Annotated in this window: 9 protein-coding genes; 3 read left to right on the plus strand and 6 right to left on the minus strand. The window is 72.9% G+C overall.

The window, feature by feature from the left end; all coding sequences use genetic code 11:
• Positions 1-2: 2 nt before the first annotated feature.
• The 3 genes from KUM03_RS09215 to KUM03_RS09225 form a co-directional block, all read right to left on the minus strand.
• A complete protein-coding gene (locus KUM03_RS09215; protein ID WP_217246537.1) occupies positions 3-3,527 on the minus strand; it encodes an ATP-dependent DNA helicase in 3,525 nt (1,174 codons plus the stop codon).
• 124 nt (positions 3,528-3,651) lie between these two features.
• Positions 3,652-7,359, minus strand: a complete 3,708-nt coding sequence (locus KUM03_RS09220; protein ID WP_254399058.1) for an ATP-dependent DNA helicase — start codon at positions 7,357-7,359, stop codon at positions 3,652-3,654.
• 416 nt (positions 7,360-7,775) lie between these two features.
• Positions 7,776-8,162 carry an MGMT family protein gene (locus KUM03_RS09225; protein ID WP_302185844.1) on the minus strand — a complete coding sequence of 129 codons (387 nt, stop codon included), beginning with the start codon at positions 8,160-8,162 and terminating at the stop codon, positions 7,776-7,778.
• A gap of 185 nt (positions 8,163-8,347) precedes the next feature.
• On the opposite strand from KUM03_RS09225, the gene KUM03_RS09230 reads away from it, so the two are divergent.
• The 3 genes from KUM03_RS09230 (at position 8,348) to KUM03_RS09240 (ending at position 14,508) form a co-directional block, all read left to right on the plus strand.
• Complete coding sequence (locus tag KUM03_RS09230) at positions 8,348-11,122, plus strand: lysylphosphatidylglycerol synthase domain-containing protein (protein WP_217246540.1); 2,775 nt, start codon at positions 8,348-8,350, stop codon at positions 11,120-11,122.
• A 113-nt stretch (positions 11,123-11,235) separates the two neighbouring features.
• The gene (locus KUM03_RS09235) at positions 11,236-12,801 is read left to right on the plus strand and encodes an alpha/beta hydrolase (protein WP_217246541.1); all 1,566 of its coding nucleotides are present in this window, start codon (positions 11,236-11,238) and stop codon (positions 12,799-12,801) included.
• 165 nt (positions 12,802-12,966) lie between these two features.
• Entirely contained in the window at positions 12,967-14,508 is a 1,542-nt protein-coding gene (locus KUM03_RS09240; protein WP_217246542.1) for an alpha/beta hydrolase, read from the plus strand.
• Between the two features lie 86 nt (positions 14,509-14,594).
• On the opposite strand, the gene moeZ is transcribed toward KUM03_RS09240, so the two are convergent.
• The 3 genes from moeZ to KUM03_RS09255 form a co-directional block, all read right to left on the minus strand.
• Positions 14,595-15,773, minus strand: a complete 1,179-nt coding sequence (gene moeZ, locus KUM03_RS09245) for an adenylyltransferase/sulfurtransferase MoeZ (RefSeq protein ID WP_217246543.1) — start codon at positions 15,771-15,773, stop codon at positions 14,595-14,597.
• Between the two features lie 63 nt (positions 15,774-15,836).
• A complete protein-coding gene (locus KUM03_RS09250; RefSeq protein WP_217246544.1) occupies positions 15,837-16,586 on the minus strand; it encodes a spherulation-specific family 4 protein in 750 nt (249 codons plus the stop codon).
• Positions 16,574-17,632, minus strand: coding sequence for an NAD-dependent epimerase/dehydratase family protein (locus KUM03_RS09255; protein WP_217246545.1), 1,059 nt, complete (start codon positions 17,630-17,632; stop codon positions 16,574-16,576). The genes KUM03_RS09250 and KUM03_RS09255 overlap by 13 nt, the downstream gene beginning before the upstream one ends.
• Positions 17,633-17,645: the final 13 nt, after the last annotated feature.

Consider the following 17,645-nt stretch of genomic DNA (forward strand, 5'->3'; position numbering starts at 1 on the left):
GCCTATCGGCCCGCACCGACACCCTGACCGTGCGGTTCGTCACCGACCGGGTCGGCCGACAGCAGGTGCTCCAGCGCGGCACGGTCCGGCAGCCCGGCGGGCCGGACGACTTCGCCCGTGCGCACGTACAGGAAGGCGGCGGTGACCGATTCCAGGGGTACGCGCTGCTGCTCGGCCCAGGCGAGGCGGTAGAGCGCGAGCTGGAGCGGGTCGGCGGTGCCGGCCCGGCTCGTCTTCCAGTCGACGATCTCGTACGTGGCCGTCTCACCGTCGCCCTCCTTGTAGACGGCGTCGATGCGGCCGCGTACGACTCGTCCCGCGAGCGAGAGCTGGAACGGCGCCTCTACGCGGTGGGGGGTGCGACGGGCGTACTCGGTGCGTTCGAAGGCGTCCTTCAGGAACTCGAGGTCGCGTTCGTCGGCGATCTCGGCATCGCTGCCCGGCAGCTCCTCCGGTTCCAGCAGGGGCAGCGTCAGCGGCTCGAAGCGTGCCTCGACCCAGGCGTGGAAGCGGGTGCCGCGGCGGGCGGCGGGCTGGGGCGGACGGGGCATGGGCCGGGCCAGCTCCTGTGCGAAGCCGTCCGGGTCGGCGGCCAGACTCAGCAGTTGGGACGCGGTCAGCGACGCCGGGAGCGGGACCTCGGTGACGCTTTCCCGGGCGCGCAGGAGCTCGCCGGTGAGGGCGTCGAGGTCGCGGTCCCAGGAGGCGACGGTGCGGGCTTCCTCCGGGGTGAGGCGGGCGGGGGCGGCGGGCCGGTCCGGAGGCGGCGCCTGGTGCGGGACGGCAGGGCGGACGGGCGGCGTGGCGGGGTGCGGTGGCGCGGCGTGCGGTGGCGTGGCGTGCGGTGGCGTGGCGGGACGGTCCGTGGTCCAGGAGTCCCAGTCGGCGGGGTCTTCCTCCGTCCAGCCGGGGTCGCGGGGGTCGTCTTCGTCCGGAAGTGCCTCGGCGTCGGGGGGCGGCGGCCAGTCGGGATCGTCGTAGGTGTCCGGGTCGTGGGTGGCGGCGGGGTGGTCGTCCTCTTGCGCGGCGAGGTCGTCCAGGTGGGCGAGGACCGTCTCGGCGGCGGCCCTGCGGCGGGCGAGGGCGTCGGCGTCGAGGGGCAGGGGCCAGGCGTGGTCGGCGGCGGCCCGGTGCAGGGCCGGGTTCTCCTCGTCCTCGGCGGGTTCGTCCGCCCATGCCTCGATCTCGCCGTGTCCGGCCGCGCAGTGCTCGTACAGGGCCATGAGGAAGTCGGACGGTCCGCGGGGCTTCTTCTGGCTGGGTCCCCACCAGTGGCCGGAGCCCAGCAGCAGGGAGCGGGGGCGGGTGAAGGTGACGTAGCCGAGGCGCAGCTCCTCGGTGTGCTGGTGTTCCTTCATGGCCTCGTGGAAGGTCTTCAGGCCCCGCGAGTCCCATGACTCGACCTCGGGCAGGGTGTCGGCGTCACCGCGCAGGCCGTGCGGCAGCACCTTTCCCTGGGCGGTCCACTTCTCGCGGCCCTGGCCGCTGGGGAAGGTGCCGTTGACCAGGCCCGGCACGGCGACGACGTCCCACTCCAGGCCCTTGGACTTGTGCGCGGTGAGCACCTTGACGGTGTTCTCGCCGCCCGGCAGGGCGTTGTCGAGGCCTTTCTCGTACTGGGCGGCGGTGCGCAGGAAGCCCAGGAAGGCGAGCAGGGTGGCCTCGCCGTCGCTCGCGGCGAAGGACGCGGCGACGTCCAGGAAGTTCGACAGGGTTTCGCGGCGGCGGGCGGCCAGGGCGTGAGGGGACGCCGACAGTTCGACCTCCAGGCCGGTGACGGCGAGGACTCGGTGCAGTACGTCCATGAGCGGGTCGGCGAGGGCTCGGCGCAGGTCGCGCAGTTCGGTGGCCAGCCGCGCGAAGCGTACGCGCGCGTCGGGCGAGAACGGCAGGCCGTCGTCGTCCCCGCTGCCGTCCAGCGGCGTCTCCAGGAAGGTGTCGAGGGCGTCCGCGAGCGATATCACCTCGGACGGGTCGACGCCCTCGACGGCCGCGGCGAGCCGCCGGTCGGGGTCGTCGTCGCCGTCCACGCGCGCGTGGCTCACCAGGAGCCGGGCGCGGCGCCCCAGCAGGGCGAGGTCCCGTGGGCCGATGCGCCAGCGCGGGCCGGTGAGCAGGCGGACCAGGGAGGCGTTGGCGCCGGGGTCCTGGAGGACTTCGCAGACGGCGACCAGGTCGGCCACCTCGGGCAGGTGCAGCAGCCCGGACAGGCCCACGACCTCGACGGGCACGTCGCGGGTCACGAGGGCGCCCTGGATCTCGGCGAAGTCGGTCGCCGTACGGCACAGGACGGCGATCTCACCGGGCGCCGTGCCGGTGCGCACCAGGTGGGCGATGGAGTCGGCGATCCAGTCGATCTCCTCCGCGTGGGTGGGCAGCAGGGCACAGCGGACCGTGCCGTCGCGTTCGGCGCCGGGGGCGGGGCGCAGGGCTTCCACGCCCGCGTGCATGGCGCGCAGGGGCTCGGCCAGGCCGTTGGCGAGGTCGAGGAGTCGCCCGCCGCTGCGGCGGTTCTCGCTGAGCGCCTGCCGGGCGGCGGGGCGGCCGTCGGCGTGCGCGAAGTGCTCGGGGAAGTCGTCGAGGTTGGCGACGGAGGCGCCGCGCCAGCCGTAGATCGCCTGGCAGGGGTCGCCCACGGCGGTCACCGGGTGGCCGGTGCCAGCGCCGAACAGACCGGCCAGCAAGATGCGCTGGGCCACCGAGGTGTCCTGGTACTCGTCGAGCAGTACGACCCGGAACTCGTCGCGCAGGACGCGGCCCACTTCCGGGAGCCCGGCCAGCTGTGCGGACAGGGCGATCTGGTCGCCGAAGTCGAGCAGGTCCCGTTCGCGCTTGGCGGCGCGGTAGCGGGTCACCAGGTCGGCGAGTTCGCGGCGCGCGGCGGCGGCCTCCGGGACCTTGCGCAGGTCGGCGTTGGTGAGCTTGGCGCTCTGGAGGGAGCCGAGGAGACCTGCGTCCCAGGCGCGCAGTTCCTCGGGCGCGACGAGGTGCTCGGAGAGTTCCGCGTCAAGGGTGAGGAGGTCCGCGACGAGGTCGGGGAAGGAGCGGGTGAGCGCCGGATAGGGGCCGGGCGCTTCGCGCAGGACTCGCGCGGCGAGCTGGTAGCGGGTGGCGTCGGCGAGCAGACGGGAGGTCGGCTCCAGTCCGAGGCGCAGTCCGTGGTCGGTGAGGAGGCGGCCCGCGAAGGCGTGGTACGTCGAGATCACCGGTTCGCCGGGCGGATCGTCCGGGTCGATCACGTCCGGGTCGGTGACGCCGGCCCTGATGAGCGCGGTGCGCACGCGTTCGGCGAGTTCACCGGCCGCCTTGTTGGTGAAGGTGAGGCCGAGAACCTGCTCCGGGGCGACCTGGCCGGTGCCGACCAGCCACACCACGCGTGCGGCCATCACCGTCGTCTTGCCCGACCCGGCGCCGGCCACGATCACCTGCGGGGCGGGCGGCGCGATGATGCAGGCCGTCTGCTCCGGGGTGAAGGGGATGCCGAGGAGCTCCTTGAGCTGCTCGGGATCGGTGAGATGGGCGGGCACGTCCAAGAGGCTAGCCGCGGGCACTGACAGCGAGTGCGCGAGCGCCGCCGGAGTCACCGGGAAGCGCAGGTCAGCAGGCATGGTGCGACTTGTCACACCGGTCGCGGGCGTTGGCTGCCGCGCCTCACTCCACGACGTGCCGTCCCTCCGGCCTTGCGCTGCACGACGCACGGAAGGCGCAGTGGGTGCAGTGCTGGCCCGCGGTCGGGGTGAACCGTTCGTCGAGGACCTTCCCGGCGGCCGTGGCCAGCAGGTCCCCGACCCACTCGCCGTCCGGTCCCTCCAGGGACTCCTGCGCCTGCACCTTGGGCAGGGTCTCGCCGCCGTCCCGCTTGGGCGCGCCCTGGCGGAGCTGGACGAGTTCGGCCCCGCCCGGTGCGGGGCGGGTGCCGTCGAAGGCCTCGTCGACGGCTCCCTCGCGGACGGCGAGCTGGTAGACGGCGAGCTGGGGGTGGTGAGCGACCTCGGCGGAGGTGGGCGCCTGTTTGCCGGTCTTGAAGTCGACGACATAGGCGCGGCCGTCGCCGTCGGTCTCCACGCGGTCCATCTGGCCGCGGATGCGCACCTCGTAGTCGCCCGCCTCCAGGGTCACGTCGAAGTCGTGCTCGCTGGCGACCGGCGTGCGTCCGGCGCGGTCCATCACGTGCCACTTCAGGAAGCGTTCGAGCGCCACGCGCGCGTTGGCCTTCTCCTGCGCCGACTTCCACGGCGCGTCGAAGGCGAGCGCGTTCCACACGGAGTCCAGGCGCTCCATGAGGACGGCGAGGTCGGCCGGGGTGTGCCCGGAGGCCACCTCGTCGGCGAGGACGTGCACCACGTTGCCGAAACCCTGTGCTGCGGTCGCGGGGGCGTCGGCCTTCACCTCTCGGCCCAGGAACCACTGCAGCGCGCAGGTGTTGGCCAGCTGGTCCAGGGCGCTGCCGGAAAGCGTGACGGGCTTGTCGCGGTCGCGCAGCGGGACCTTGCTCTCGGTCGGGTCCCACATGCCCCACCAGCGGTAGGGGTGGGCGGACGGCACCAGGGGACGACCGTCCTCGTCGGCGAGGGCGGCAAGGCGGGCCAGACGGCGGGCCGCGGCCTCCCTCAGCGGCTCGGAGACGCGCGGGTCGACCGTGGTGGCGCGCAGCTCGGCGACGAGTGCCGCGACGGCGAGGGGGCGGCGGGGGCGGCCCGTGACGTCGACGGGTTCGACGCCGAGTTCGGTCAGGAACCGGGAGGGCTGGTCGCCGTCGTCGGCCGGCGCCTTGACGGCGGTCACGACGAGCCGTTCACGCGCGCGCGTGGCGGCCACGTAGAACAGGCGGCGTTCCTCGGCGAGCAGCGCGCCGGGCGTCAGCGGTTCGGCGAGGCCGTCGCGGCCGATGCGGTCGGCCTCCAGCAGGGAGCCGCGGCGACGCAGGTCCGGCCACAGCCCCTCCTGGGCGCCCGCGACGACGACCAGCCGCCACTCCAGCCCCTTCGCGCGGTGGGCGGTCATCAGGCGGACGGCGTCGGGGCGGACGGCACGCCGGGTGAGGGTGTCGGCGGCGATGTCCTCGGCGTCGACCTCCTCCAGGAAGTTCAGGGCGCCCCTGCCGCCGGTGCGTTCCTCCGCGCGGGCGGCCGTCGCGAAGAGCGCGCACACCGCGTCGAGGTCGCGGTCGGCGTTGCGGCCGGCGGCGCCACCACGCCGGGCGGAGCGTTCCAGGCGGGTGGGCCACGGAGTTCCCTCCCACAGGTCCCACAGCGCCTCCTCGGCACTGCCGCCGCCCGCCAGGCGCTCGCGGGCCGTGCGGAGCAGCGCGCCGAGGCGCTGGGCGCCCCGCGCGTACGCGGGGTCGTGCACGGCCAGCCGTTCGGGCTCGGCCAGCGCCCGCGCGAGGAGTTCGTCCGAAGGCGGCGGCAGCGGGTTGCCGGCGGCCCGCTCCTCCTCGCGCAGGGCGCGGCCGAGGCGGCGCAGGTCTGCGGCGTCCATCCCGGCGAGGGGGGAGGTGAGCAGAGTGAGGGCGGTCTCGGTGGTGAGCCAGCACGATTCTTCCGCGCGGTGGGCGGGTTCACCGCGCGTGGAGGCTGCCGCGGTGTCTGCGCCGGCGTCAGCCACGGCTTCGGCCGCTGTGTCGGTGTCCGTGTCCGCTGCGGGCTCGGGCGCGGCTGCCTTCGCCTCGGTCTCCGGTACGGCGTCCACGACCGCGTCGGACTCGGGGCCGGCCTGTGCCACGGCTCCGGCGCCGGGTACGCGCCCCGGGTCGGCCGAGTCCTGGGGGCCGGCCTCGTCCTGGGGGCCGGTGGCGCCCCGTACGCCCCCGGCCTCGTCGCCGCCTTCCTCGGGCGCGGGTCCCCCCGCGTCACCGGCACCCCCGCACGATGCCGTGTCCGCCGCCTCGCCGGCACCCCCGCCCCGCGTCGCGTCCCCAGCCTCGACGCCGCCTTCCTCGGGCGCGGGTCCCCCCGCGTCACCGGCACCCCCGCTCGATGCCGTGTCCGCCGCCTCGCCGGCACCCCCGCCCCGCGTCGCGTCCCGCGCCTCGTCGGCGCCGGCCCGGGCGCTTCCTCCCGTCTCCGCCTCTGCCACGGCGCGCAGGGCCGTCAGCAGGGGCGCCACCGCCGGTTCGTGGCGCAGGGGGAGGTCGTCGCCGTCGATGTCCAGGGGTACGCCGGCCGCGGTGAGGGCACGCCGGACCGTGGGGATGCTGCGGGCGCCGGCGCGCACGAGGACGGCCATCTCGCCCCAGGGGACGCCGTCCTCCAGGTGGGCCCGGCGCAGGATGTCGGCGACGTTGTCCAGTTCGGTGCCGGACGTCGGGTACGTGTACGCCTCGACGCGCCCGCCGTCCCGGACCGGGGCCAGTTCGCGGTGGGCCCGCACCTTGCCTGCGGGGAGGCGGGTCAGCGGCATGCGCTGGGTCAGCAGTCGGGTCGCGGCCAGCAGGGCGGCCCCGGAGCGGCGCGAGGTCCGCAGCACCTCGACCGGCGCGGGGCGACCGTCCGCGCGCGGGAAGGCGGCCGGGAAGTCGAGGATGCCGTTCACGTCCGCGCCCCGGAAGGCGTAGATCGACTGGTCGGGGTCGCCGAAGGCGACGAGGGTGCGCCCGCCGCCGGCCAGGGCGTGCAGCAGCCGTACCTGGGCCGGGTCGGTGTCCTGGTACTCGTCGACGTACACCGCGTCGTACTGGGCGGCCAGCCGCGCGGCGACCTCGGGGCGGCGCGCGAGGAGCACCGCGCGGTGGACGAGTTCCGCGTAGTCGAGCACGCCCTGCAGGTCGAGCACGTCGAGGTACTCGGCGAGGAAGACGGCGGCGGCCCCCCAGTCGGGGCGGCCGATGCGCCCTGCGAACGCCTTCAGTGCCTGCGGGCCGAGGCCCAGCTCGCGGGTGCGGGCGAGCACCGCGCGGACCTCGTCGGCGAAGCCGCGGGTCGTCAGGCAGGCGCGCAGTTCGTCGGGCCAGCGCACGTGGGAGAGGCCGGCCCGTTCCAGGTCCACCTGCCCGGCGAGCAGCTCGCGCACGGTCACGTCCTGCTCCGGGCCGGACAGCAGCCGCAGCGGCTCCACGAACAGGTCGCTGTCCTGGTGGGCGCGGACCAGGGCGTAACCGAAAGAGTGGAAGGTGGTCGCCCTGGGGGCCCGTGCGGCGCCCATGCGCAGTGCCATCCGGTCGCGCAGGTCGACGGCCGCCTTGCGGCTGAAGGTCAGCACCAGGATGCGCTCGGGGTCGCCGCCGCGGGCGATCCGGTCCGCCACGGACTCCACCAGAGTGGTGGTCTTCCCGGTGCCCGGACCCGCGAGGACGAGCAGCGGCCCGTTCCGGTGGTCAACCACGGAGCGCTGAGCGGCGTCCAGACGAGGGGGGTCCATTCGCGTCGGCGGGGTACGCACCAGTCGGTAAGCGCCACGGCTCCCCCGTCGCACCTGGGGGTGCGACGGGTGTCGGGTGGAGGAAGAGGAGCTCACGTGGTTCGCCGGTCCTGGTGGGTGTGCTGATGGACTGCCCGCGCCGCGGGCGCGGCGGTGGCCGCGGGACGAGGGGGACCCGTGCGGCCGACGTTACGCCGACGGGTGAGGCGGAAGCAGTGCTTCCGCTCCTTCCCTCGGGTCCCTCATACACCTCGGGACCGCCAAGTCCCTCAGGTCCCTCTTGCCCGTCGGCTCACTCGGGGCGCGTGTGTCCCCCGCCCCACGAACGTACGCCATGCCATCGACATGCCCGAAGTGCCCCGTTTCCCTCATACGGATCACAGGTCACACGCCGACGGGTCCGATGGCGGAAACTCTCAAGTGTGACCCTGTGCGCGTTCGCCGCCGTCCCACCGCGCCCGCTTCAGGTCGAGGCGCGGCACATGGCCCTCCGCGGCTCTGCTCGCCTCCTTCAGGGGCGTACCCTCCTCCCGGTAGCGGTCGAGCGCCTTCAGTTCGCTCCCCGGGAGCAGAACGCCGTCCGCGCGGACGACGCGCCACCACGGAACCCCTCCGCCGTAGAGGGACATCACCCGCCCGACCTGCCGGGGGCCGCCCTCCTCCAGGTACTCGGCGACGTCCCCGTACGTCATGACGCGGCCCGGCGGAATCATCTCGGTCACCTCGAGGACCCGCTCGGCGTACTCGGGCAGCGCGTCCGCGTACTCCGAGCGGCCGTCGTCCGCAAAGTTCTGCTCGCTCATCCGCCCCATCCTGCCCCACCGCACCGACAACGGGACGCTGTCCCGACGGTGCGCGCACCTCGCCCGCGAGCGGCGCTTCCGGCAGACTGTGCGGCCCGCAGGGGCACCCTGATGCCTGCCGAGGCCGACGCGGCATGCCACCATCGTGCGGTCGGTGACCAGTGATACGAGAGCAAGAAGAGGCGATGAAACAGCAGGGTGTGCACCCCGAGGACGCCGAGGGCACCTCTGACTCTTCGTCGCGTCCGGATGACTCCTCGTCGCACCCGGACACCGCGGTCCCGGGCCGGTCGGCGACGGCGGCCGACCCCGACGACGTGGCCCACATCGACGAGGTGGAGGGCGACGAACCGCTGCTCCCCGCGCGCGTGCACCGTCCTTCCGACCTGATGCGGCTCCTGGTGGGCGTGCTCGCCGTCGCCGTACTGCTGGCCGTCGCCGCGTTCGCGCACGGCACCACCTCGGGTCTCGAACAGGACATCAACAAGGGCACCGGACAGGCACCCGACCTGCTGATCAAGATCGCGGGGCTGGCCTCCAGCATCGCGATCCTCCTGGTGCCGGTCGCGTTCGCGATCGAGCGGCTGATCAAGCGGGACGGACTGCGGATCGCCGACGGCGTGCTGGCGGCGGTCCTCGCACACGGGGTGACGCTCGCCACGGACCTGTGGGTCGCCAAAGCGGCCCCGGGCTCCATCCAGGAGGCGCTCACCCAGCCGTCGCCGGGCGACGTGCACGCGCTGACCGACCCAGTGCACGGCTACCTGGCGCCGGTCATCGCGTACATGACGGCCGTCGGCATGTCACGCAGGCCCCGGTGGCGCGCGGTCCTGTGGATCGTGCTGCTCCTCGACGCCTTCTCGATGCTCGTCACGGGCTACACGACACCGTTCTCGATCATCCTGACCGTCCTCATCGGCTGGACCGTGGCCTACGGCACGCTGTATTCGGTCGGCTCCCCCAACGTCCGCCCCACCGGCCGGACGCTGATGGCGGGCCTGCGGACCGTCGGGTTCCACCCCGTGACCGCCGCCCGCGAGGAGGTGGCGTCGGACACTGCGGAGACCGGTGACCGCGGACGGCGCTACTTCGTCACCCTGGAGGACGGCCGGCCCCTGGACGTGACGGTGGTGGACCGGGAGCAGCAGGCCCAGGGCTTCTTCTACCGCGCGTGGCGCAATCTCACGCTGCGCGGCTTCGCCACCCGCAGCAGCCTCCCGTCGCTGCGCCAGGCACTGGAGCAGGAGGCGCTGCTCGCCTACGCGGCGATCGCGGCCGGTGCCAACGCGCCCAAGCTGATCGCTACGTCCGAGCTGGGTCCCGACGCGGTGATGCTCGTCTACGAGCACACCGGCGGGCGCACTCTCGACTCGCTGCCCGACGAAGAGATCACCGACGACCTGCTGCGCGGCACCTGGGAGCAGGTGCGGGCCCTGCAGTCCCGGCGTATCGCGCACCGCAGGCTGGTGGGCGACGCCATCCTGGTGGATCGTTCCGGCACGGTGATCCTCACCGACCTGCGCATCGGCGAGATCGCCGCCGGTGACCTGCTGCTGCGCATGGACGTCTCCCAGCTCCTGGTGACGCTCGGCCTGAGGGTGGGTGCCGAACGCGCGGTCGCCTCGGCGGTGGCCGTGCTCGGCCCCGACGCCGTGGCGGACTGCCTGCCGATGCTCCAGCCCATCGCGCTCAGCCGCTCCACCCGCGCGACCCTGCGCAGGCTCGGCCGGGAGCGCGCCCAGCGCAACCGTGAGGCCGTCCTGGAGTCGTCCCGGCAGGCGAAGCTCGCCCGCGCGGAGGCGGCGGGCGGCGACGACGCGAACCAGGTGCAGGAGCAGACCGGCGAATCCGCCAGATCCGCGAAGCTCGAGAAGTCCGAGAAGAAGGCCGCGCGTGCCGAGCAGCGGGCGGAGAAGCGGGCCGTGGACGAGGCGCTGGAGGAGGGACGCGAGGAGGACCTGCTCACGCAGATCCGGCACGCCGTGCTGCGCATCAGGCCGCAGGCCCCCGTCGAGCCGGCCCGGCTGGAGCGGGTGCGGCCGCGCACGCTGATCAGCTTCATCGCCGGGGCCATCGGGGCCTACTTCCTGCTGACGCAGCTCACGCACATCGAGTTCGGCCCGCTGATCGCGAACGCCCAGTGGGGCTGGGTCGCGGCGGCCGTGCTGTTCTCGGCGGCGAGCTACATCGCGGCGGCCATGGCCCTGCTGGGCTTCGTACCCGAACGGGTGCCGTTCCTGCGGACCGTGGCCGCGCAGGTCGCCGGGTCGTTCGTGAAGATCGTCGCGCCCGCGGCGGTCGGCGGTGTCGCGCTGAACACCCGGTTCCTGCAGCGTGCGGGTGTGCGGCCGGGGCTCGCGGTGGCGAGTGTCGGCGCGTCGCAGCTGTTCGGGCTGGGCTGCCACATCCTGATGCTGCTGGCCTTCGGCTATCTGACCGGCACCGAGAAGACCCCGTCGCTGACGCCCTCCCGGACGGTCATCGCGGGTCTGCTGACGGTGGCGGTGCTCGTGCTCGTGGTGACCTCCGTGCCGTTCCTGCGGAAATTCGTCGTCACGCGCGTGCGGTCGCTTTTCGCCGGCGTCGTGCCGCGCATGCTGGACGTGCTGCAGCGCCCGCAGAAGCTGATCACCGGCATCGGCGGCATGCTGCTGCTCACCGCCTGCTTCGTGATGTGCCTGGACGCCTCCGTCCGGGCCTTCGGCGACGAGTCGGCGTCGATCAGTCTGGTGAGCGTCGCGGTCGTCTTCCTGGCGGGCAACGCACTGGGGTCCGCGGCACCGACGCCCGGCGGTGTGGGCGCGGTGGAGGCGACACTGACGGTCGGTCTGATCGCCATGGGCCTGCCCAAGGAGGTCGCCGCACCCGCCGTACTGCTGTACCGGCTGCTCACGCTGTGGCTGCCGGTGCTCCCGGGCTGGCTGTTCTTCAACCACCTGACACGGAAAGAGGCGCTGTAGTACTCCGGTGAGCGCTCCGTACGCGGCACACGGCAGGCTCCGGTGAGCGCACGGCATACCTCGTACGGCTCGTGCCCCGAGCGTGCGGCCACGCGCGGCCGCACGATGGACGCATGCCGAATCCTTCCCGGTTGCGCGCCGCCGCCCTGACCGCCGCCACCTCCGTGGTCATGTGCACCGCCCTCCTGTCCGGCTGCAGCGACGACTCCGGGAGCGGCTCCGACGGGAACGACGACCTGGCGGCCCAGAAGCTCCGCTGGCAGGACTGTCCGGCCCCTTCCGAGGCCGAGGGCGGCGGTGCCGCGCCCTCCCCGCTGCCGGACGGGGACGAGTGGCAGTGCGCCACCATGAAGGCGCCGCTCGACTGGGACGATCCCCGGGGGAACACGATCGGCCTCGCGCTGATCCGGGCCGAGTCGAGCGGCCCGGCCGACCGGCGGATCGGCTCGCTCATCTTCAACTTCGGCGGCCCGGGCGGCTCGGGCGTCACCACGCTGCCCGCCTTCGGCCAGGACTACGCGAAACTGCGCACCCGCTACGACCTGGTCAGCTTCGACCCGCGCGGCGTCGGCCGCAGCGCCCCCGTGGAATGCCTGGACGACAAACAGCTCGACGCCTACTTCCAGCAGGACGCCACCCCCGACGACGCCGCCGAGCGCCGGGAACTGGTGGACAACACGGAGGACTTCAACGCCGCCTGCGAGAAGAACTCCAAGAGGGTGCTGCCGCACGTGGCCACGACCGACGCTGCCCGCGACATGGACCTGATGCGCCAGGTCCTCGGCGACGACAAGCTGCACTACTTCGGCATCTCCTACGGCACCGAACTCGGCGGCGTCTACGCCCACCTGTTCCCGAAGCACGTGGGGCGCGCCGTCTTCGACGCGGTCGTCGACCCGACACAGACCCCGGAACAGGGCTCGCTGGGGCAGGCCGAGGGCTTCCAGCTCGCCCTCGACAACTTCGCCGAGGACTGCGTCTCGAAGGCCGAGGAATGCCCCGTCGGGGACAGCGCCCAGGACGTCAAGGACCGCATCGCCCGGCTGCTGAAGGACCTCGACAGCAAGCCGATCCCCGGCATCTTCCCGCGCGAACTCACTCAGACCGCCGCGACCGGTGGCATCGCGCAGTCGCTCTACTCGAAGGACTTCTGGGAATACCTCACCGAGGGCCTCGTGCAGGCGTACGACGGTGACGGCACGATCCTCATGGCGCTGTCGGACTCGCTGAACGGGCGCAACGAGAACGGCGAGTACAGCAACATCACCGCCGCCAACGTCGCCATCAACTGCGCCGACGACAAGCCGCGGTACGACCCCGCGTACGTGGAGAGCAAGCTGCCCCAGTTCCGGAAGGCCTCGCCGGTGTTCGGCGACTACCTCGCCTGGTCCATGCTCAGCTGCACCGACTGGCCGGTGCCCGGCGCCGCCGACCACCCCGACGTCAGCGCGCCCGGTGCGGCTCCGATCCTGGTGATCGGCAACACCGGTGATCCCGCGACTCCCTACGAGGGTGCCGGGAGAATGGCGGAGGCACTGGGCAAGGGTGTCGGCGTGGAGCTGACCTACAAGGGCCAGGGGCACGGTGCCTACGACAGCAAGAACAAGTGCGTGCAGGACGCCGTCCACGGCTACCTGCTGGACGGCGAGGTCCCGGCCGTCGGCACGGTCTGCTCCTGACCTCGTCCGCACCCAGGGATCTGCACCCGAGGATCGGCACCCCGGTCGAACGAAAGCGCAGGTCAGAGGGTTATCCACAGGGCACGGCAGGCTCAGCGCACTCCGCCTACCATGGCATGACCGCCATCCGCCGCACGGCGCGGACGGCTCGCGAGGGGGAGAGCGATGACGCGTCTCGTACGGTGGACGGCTCTGACGGCAGCCGCGGCACTGCTGACGGCAGGCTGCAGCGGCGGCTCGTCCGGAAAGGACGAGGCCGATGGAGGAACAGGCAGCCCCCGGCCTTCGCCGGCGGCTCCCTCGGGAGTGCCCGAGTCGCTGGCCTCCCAGGAACTCGACTGGGGCCGTTGCAAGGGCACCGCGGACTCCCCCGCCCCTGACGGCGACTGGCAGTGCGCCACGCTCAAGGCGCCCTTGGACTGGGCCGAGCCGGACGGCGACACGATCGACCTGGCGTTGATCCGGGCGAAGGCCACCGGCGGCGAGCGCATCGGCTCCCTGCTGTTCAACTTCGGGGGGCCCGGCGGCTCGGGCGTCTCCATGATGCCGTCCTACGCCGACACCGTCTCCTCCCTGCACGAGCGGTACGACCTGGTGAGCTGGGACCCGCGCGGGGTAGCCGCCAGCGAGGGCATCCGCTGCCGCGGCGACGAGGCGATCGAGGACGCCGAGTCGGTGGACTCCACTCCGGACACCACCGCCGAGGAACAGGCGTATCTGAAGGACGCCGCCGACTTCGGCAAGGGCTGCCAGAAGTCCGCCGGCGAACTGATGTCACACGTGTCGACCACGGACACCGCCCGCGACATGGACCTGATGCGGCATGTCCTGGGCGACACGAAGCTGCACTACTTCGGCATCTCCTACGGCACCGAACTCGGCGGCGTCTACGCCCACCTGTTCCCGGAGCACGTGGGCCGCATGACCCTCGACGCCGTCGTGGACCCGACCGCCGACACGATCGGCCACGCCGAGAACCAGGCCCGGGGCTTCCAGCGCGCCCTGGACGACTACCTGAAGTCCACCGGGCAGGACCCGAAGCAGGGCTCGCGGGAGATCGCCGACCTGCTGGAGCGGCTCGACGCCGAACCGCTGCCGACGTCGTCACCGGGACGCGAGCTGACACAGACCCTCGCACTCACGGGCATCGTCCTGCCCCTCTACAGCAAGTCCGGCTGGCCGGCCCTGACCAGCGCCCTGGCGGCCGCCGAGGAGGGCGACGGCTCGGAACTGCTGGCACTCGCCGACGGCTACAACGAGCGCGACCCGTCGGGGCACTACGGCACGACGACCCACTCGCAGCGGGTCATATCGTGCCTGGACGACAAGCAGCGGCCGACCCTGGAGGAGACGAAGAAGCTGCTGCCTCAGTTCGAGAGGATCTCCCCCGTCTTCGGGACCTTCCTCGGCTGGGACACGGCCGGCTGGTGCCACGACTGGCCGGTGCCCGGTCAGCACGAGACCCCGGAGGTGAGCGCGCCCGGCGCGGCTCCGGTCCTCGTGGTCGGCAATACCGGCGATCCGGCCACGCCCTACGAGGGTGCCCGCAGGATGGCGGACGAGCTGGGCGAGGACGTGGGTGTGGTGCTCACCTGGAAGGGCGAGGGGCACGGGGCGTACGGGAGCGGGAGCGACTGTGTCGACTCCGCCGTGGACGCCTATCTGCTGAAGGGCACGGTGCCGGAGGACGGCAAGGTCTGCTCATGACGACGGCGGGGGCTCCGGGCACCTGCGGTGCGCGGAACCCCCGCCGTACGGGAGGCGTGGCCGTTGCCCGGCCTGCCGGGACCCGGTCAGTAGACGGGCTTCTCCGGCTCGATCTGGTTGACCCAGCCGATCACGCCGCCGCCGACGTGGACGGCGTCGGAGAAGCCTGCGGACTTGAGGACCGCGAGGACTTCCGCACTGCGGACACCCGTCTTGCAGTTCAAGACAATCTTCTTGTCCTGCGGGAGGCTCTCCAGGGCGGAGCCCATGAGGAACTCGTTCTTGGGGATCAGCCGGGCGCCCGGGATGGAGACGATCTCGAACTCGTTCGGCTCGCGGACGTCGATGAGCTCGATGCTCTCACCGTCGTCGATCCACTCCTTGAGCTGCTTGGGAGTGATCGTGGAGTCGGCGGCCGCCGCCTGGGCCTCTTCGGAGACGACGCCGCAGAAGGCCTCGTAGTCGATGAGCTCGGTGACGGTCGGGTGCTCGCCGCAGACCGCGCAGTCGGGGTCCTTGCGGACCTTGACCTGGCGGTACTGCATCTCCAGGGCGTCGTAGATCATCAGGCGGCCGACCAGCGGCTCGCCGATGCCCGCGAGGAGCTTGATGGCCTCGTTGGTCTGGATGGAGCCGATGGACGCGCAGAGCACGCCCAGGACGCCGCCCTCGGCGCAGGAGGGGACCATGCCGGGGGGCGGGGGCTCCGGGTAGAGGCAGCGGTAGCAGGGACCGTGCTCGGACCAGAAGACGGAGGCCTGGCCGTCGAAGCGGTAGATCGAGCCCCAGACGTAGGGCTTGTTGAGCAGCACGCAGGCGTCGTTGACCAGGTAGCGGGTCGCGAAGTTGTCCGTGCCGTCGACGATCAGGTCGTACTGGGCGAAGATGTCCATCACGTTGTCGGCCTCGAGCCGCTCCTGGTGAAGGATCACGTCCACGTACGGGTTGATGCCCTTGATCGTGTCGCGGGCGGACTCGGCCTTGGGGCGGCCGATGTCGGCCTGGCTGTGGATGACCTGGCGCTGCAGGTTGGACTCGTCGACCTCGTCGAACTCGATGATGCCGAGCGTGCCGACACCGGCTGCCGCCAGGTACATCAGGGTCGGCGAGCCGAGGCCGCCCGCGCCCACGGCGAGCACCTTCGCGTTCTTCAGCCGCTTCTGCCCGTCCATCCCCACGTCGGGGATGATCAGGTGGCGGGAGTACCTGCGGACCTCGTCTACGGTGAGCTCGGCGGCCGGCTCGACCAGGGGTGGCAGCGACACGGGGACTCCGTTTGTCGGTCAGTAATTACGGTTGTTCTCTTCGCAACACTGCCACGGCCTTTTTCATTCCGAGACACCCGTCCCGATACGCGAGACGATGTCGTCCCAGTAGCCGGGCATCGTCTCCCAGGGGTCCACCCTGCCGCCCCGGTCGGTGCGGTCGGTGAACCAGATCGTCGCGGCGCCCTGCCAGCGGGCGATGCGCAGTGCTTCCTCCAGGTGTCCGCGGGGCACTCCGTGGACGAAGTGGCAGAAGCGCTCGGGCGGGTAGTCGGCGCTCCACTCGGCCGCCTGCGACCAGCGGTAGTCACTCCAGGCGCCCGAGAAGGTCACCAGTTGGTCGGCGTACTCCGCATACCCGGGGTGGGGGTGGGTGCCGTGGCCGAGGACGATGTGGGCGTCGTCACGGATCACCCGAAGCGTGCTGATCGTGCGGCGGACCTCGGGGAGCGCGGCCCGTTCGGAGGGGCAGCGGTCGAGGAGGAAGCCGTCGACCCGGTACCAGTCGAGGTGGCGGTGCGCGTCGGAGATCAGCTCGCCGAAGCTTCGGGCTCCGTACGCGGCGTCGAGGTGGCCGAGGACGCGGACCCCCGCGTTGCGCAGCCGGCCGGCGGCCTCCAGGCAGTGCGGGTCGGGGTGGGCTCCGGGGCCGTCGGCGACGTTCAGCACGACCCAGTGCAGGGGCGTGCCGGGCCAGGCAAGGTCCGCCCACTCGCCGGGGGCGACGAGGGGATGGGCCAGCCCCGGGATGCCGAGGCCGGTACGGACGCCGGTGCTCGCGGTGCCCGCTGCGGTGCTGGTCAGATACGGCATGCCGCCTCCATCCAGATATCGGCGAGGGACTCTTCGAGGGCGATCCTGGGCCGCCAGCCGAGCCGGTCGCGTGCGGTGCGCACATCGGCCTGCTGCCAGCTGCCGCAGCCGTCCGGGTAGGGGTAGGCCACCGGGGCCGCGTGCTCGGCGTCGGCGCGCTCGCCGCGGTGCCCGAGGGGCTCGGGGCGGTGGTGGCCGAGGGCGTCGGCGCGGTGGTGGCCGAGGGCGTCGACACGGTGGCCGACGGATTCGGTGCGCGGGTGGCCGATGGTCGGCCGGAGTCCGCCGGGCGGGCCGTCGAGTTCGTGCAGGGCACCGCCGTAGCCGGCCACGCGGGCGAGGGTCGCGGCGGCGTCGCGCAGGCGTACGGCCCGGCCGGAACCGATGTTGATGACACCCTGCGCCGCGGAGAGCGAGGCGGCGTGCACGGCGCGGGCGACGTCGCGGACGTCGATGAAGTCGCGCTGCGCACCGAGGCCGCCGAGCCTCAGCTCGCCGTCGCCGGACTGCATCGCGCGGCGCATGGCCTCTGCGAGTCGGCCCAGCGGGGAGCCCGCGGGTGTGCCCGGGCCGGCGGGTGAGAAGACGCGGAGGACGACGGCGTCCAGACCGGAGCCGAGGACGAGTTCGGTGGCGGCGAGTTTGCTGACGCCGTAGGGGCCGCCGGGGCGGGGCACGGCGTCCTCCGCGGTGGACGAGCCGGGCTGGCTGGGCCCGTACTCGGCGCTGCAGCCGACCTGCACCAGCCGGGCCCCGCAGCCGCTGCGGCGCAGGGCCTCGCAGACGGTGGCGACGGCGACGGTGTTGTGCCGGGTGAGGTCGCGTGCGCCGCCCCGGGTGGCCCCCGCGCAGTTCACGACGACGCCGGGGTGGACGGCGTCGAGGAAGCGGGTGAGGGCGCCGGGGCTGCCGCTTGCGAGGTCGAAACGGACGTCGGCGTCGTCGCCGCGGCCCAGCGCGGTGAGCTGGACGGCCGGGTCGGCGAGCAGGCGTTCGGCGACGAAGCGGCCGATGTAGCCGTTGGCTCCGATCAGCAGGACTCTCATCGGGCGGCTCCCG

This window comes from Streptomyces sp. AC602_WCS936, from assembly GCF_019049125.1.
Taxonomy (GTDB): Bacteria; Actinomycetota; Actinomycetes; order Streptomycetales; family Streptomycetaceae; genus Streptomyces.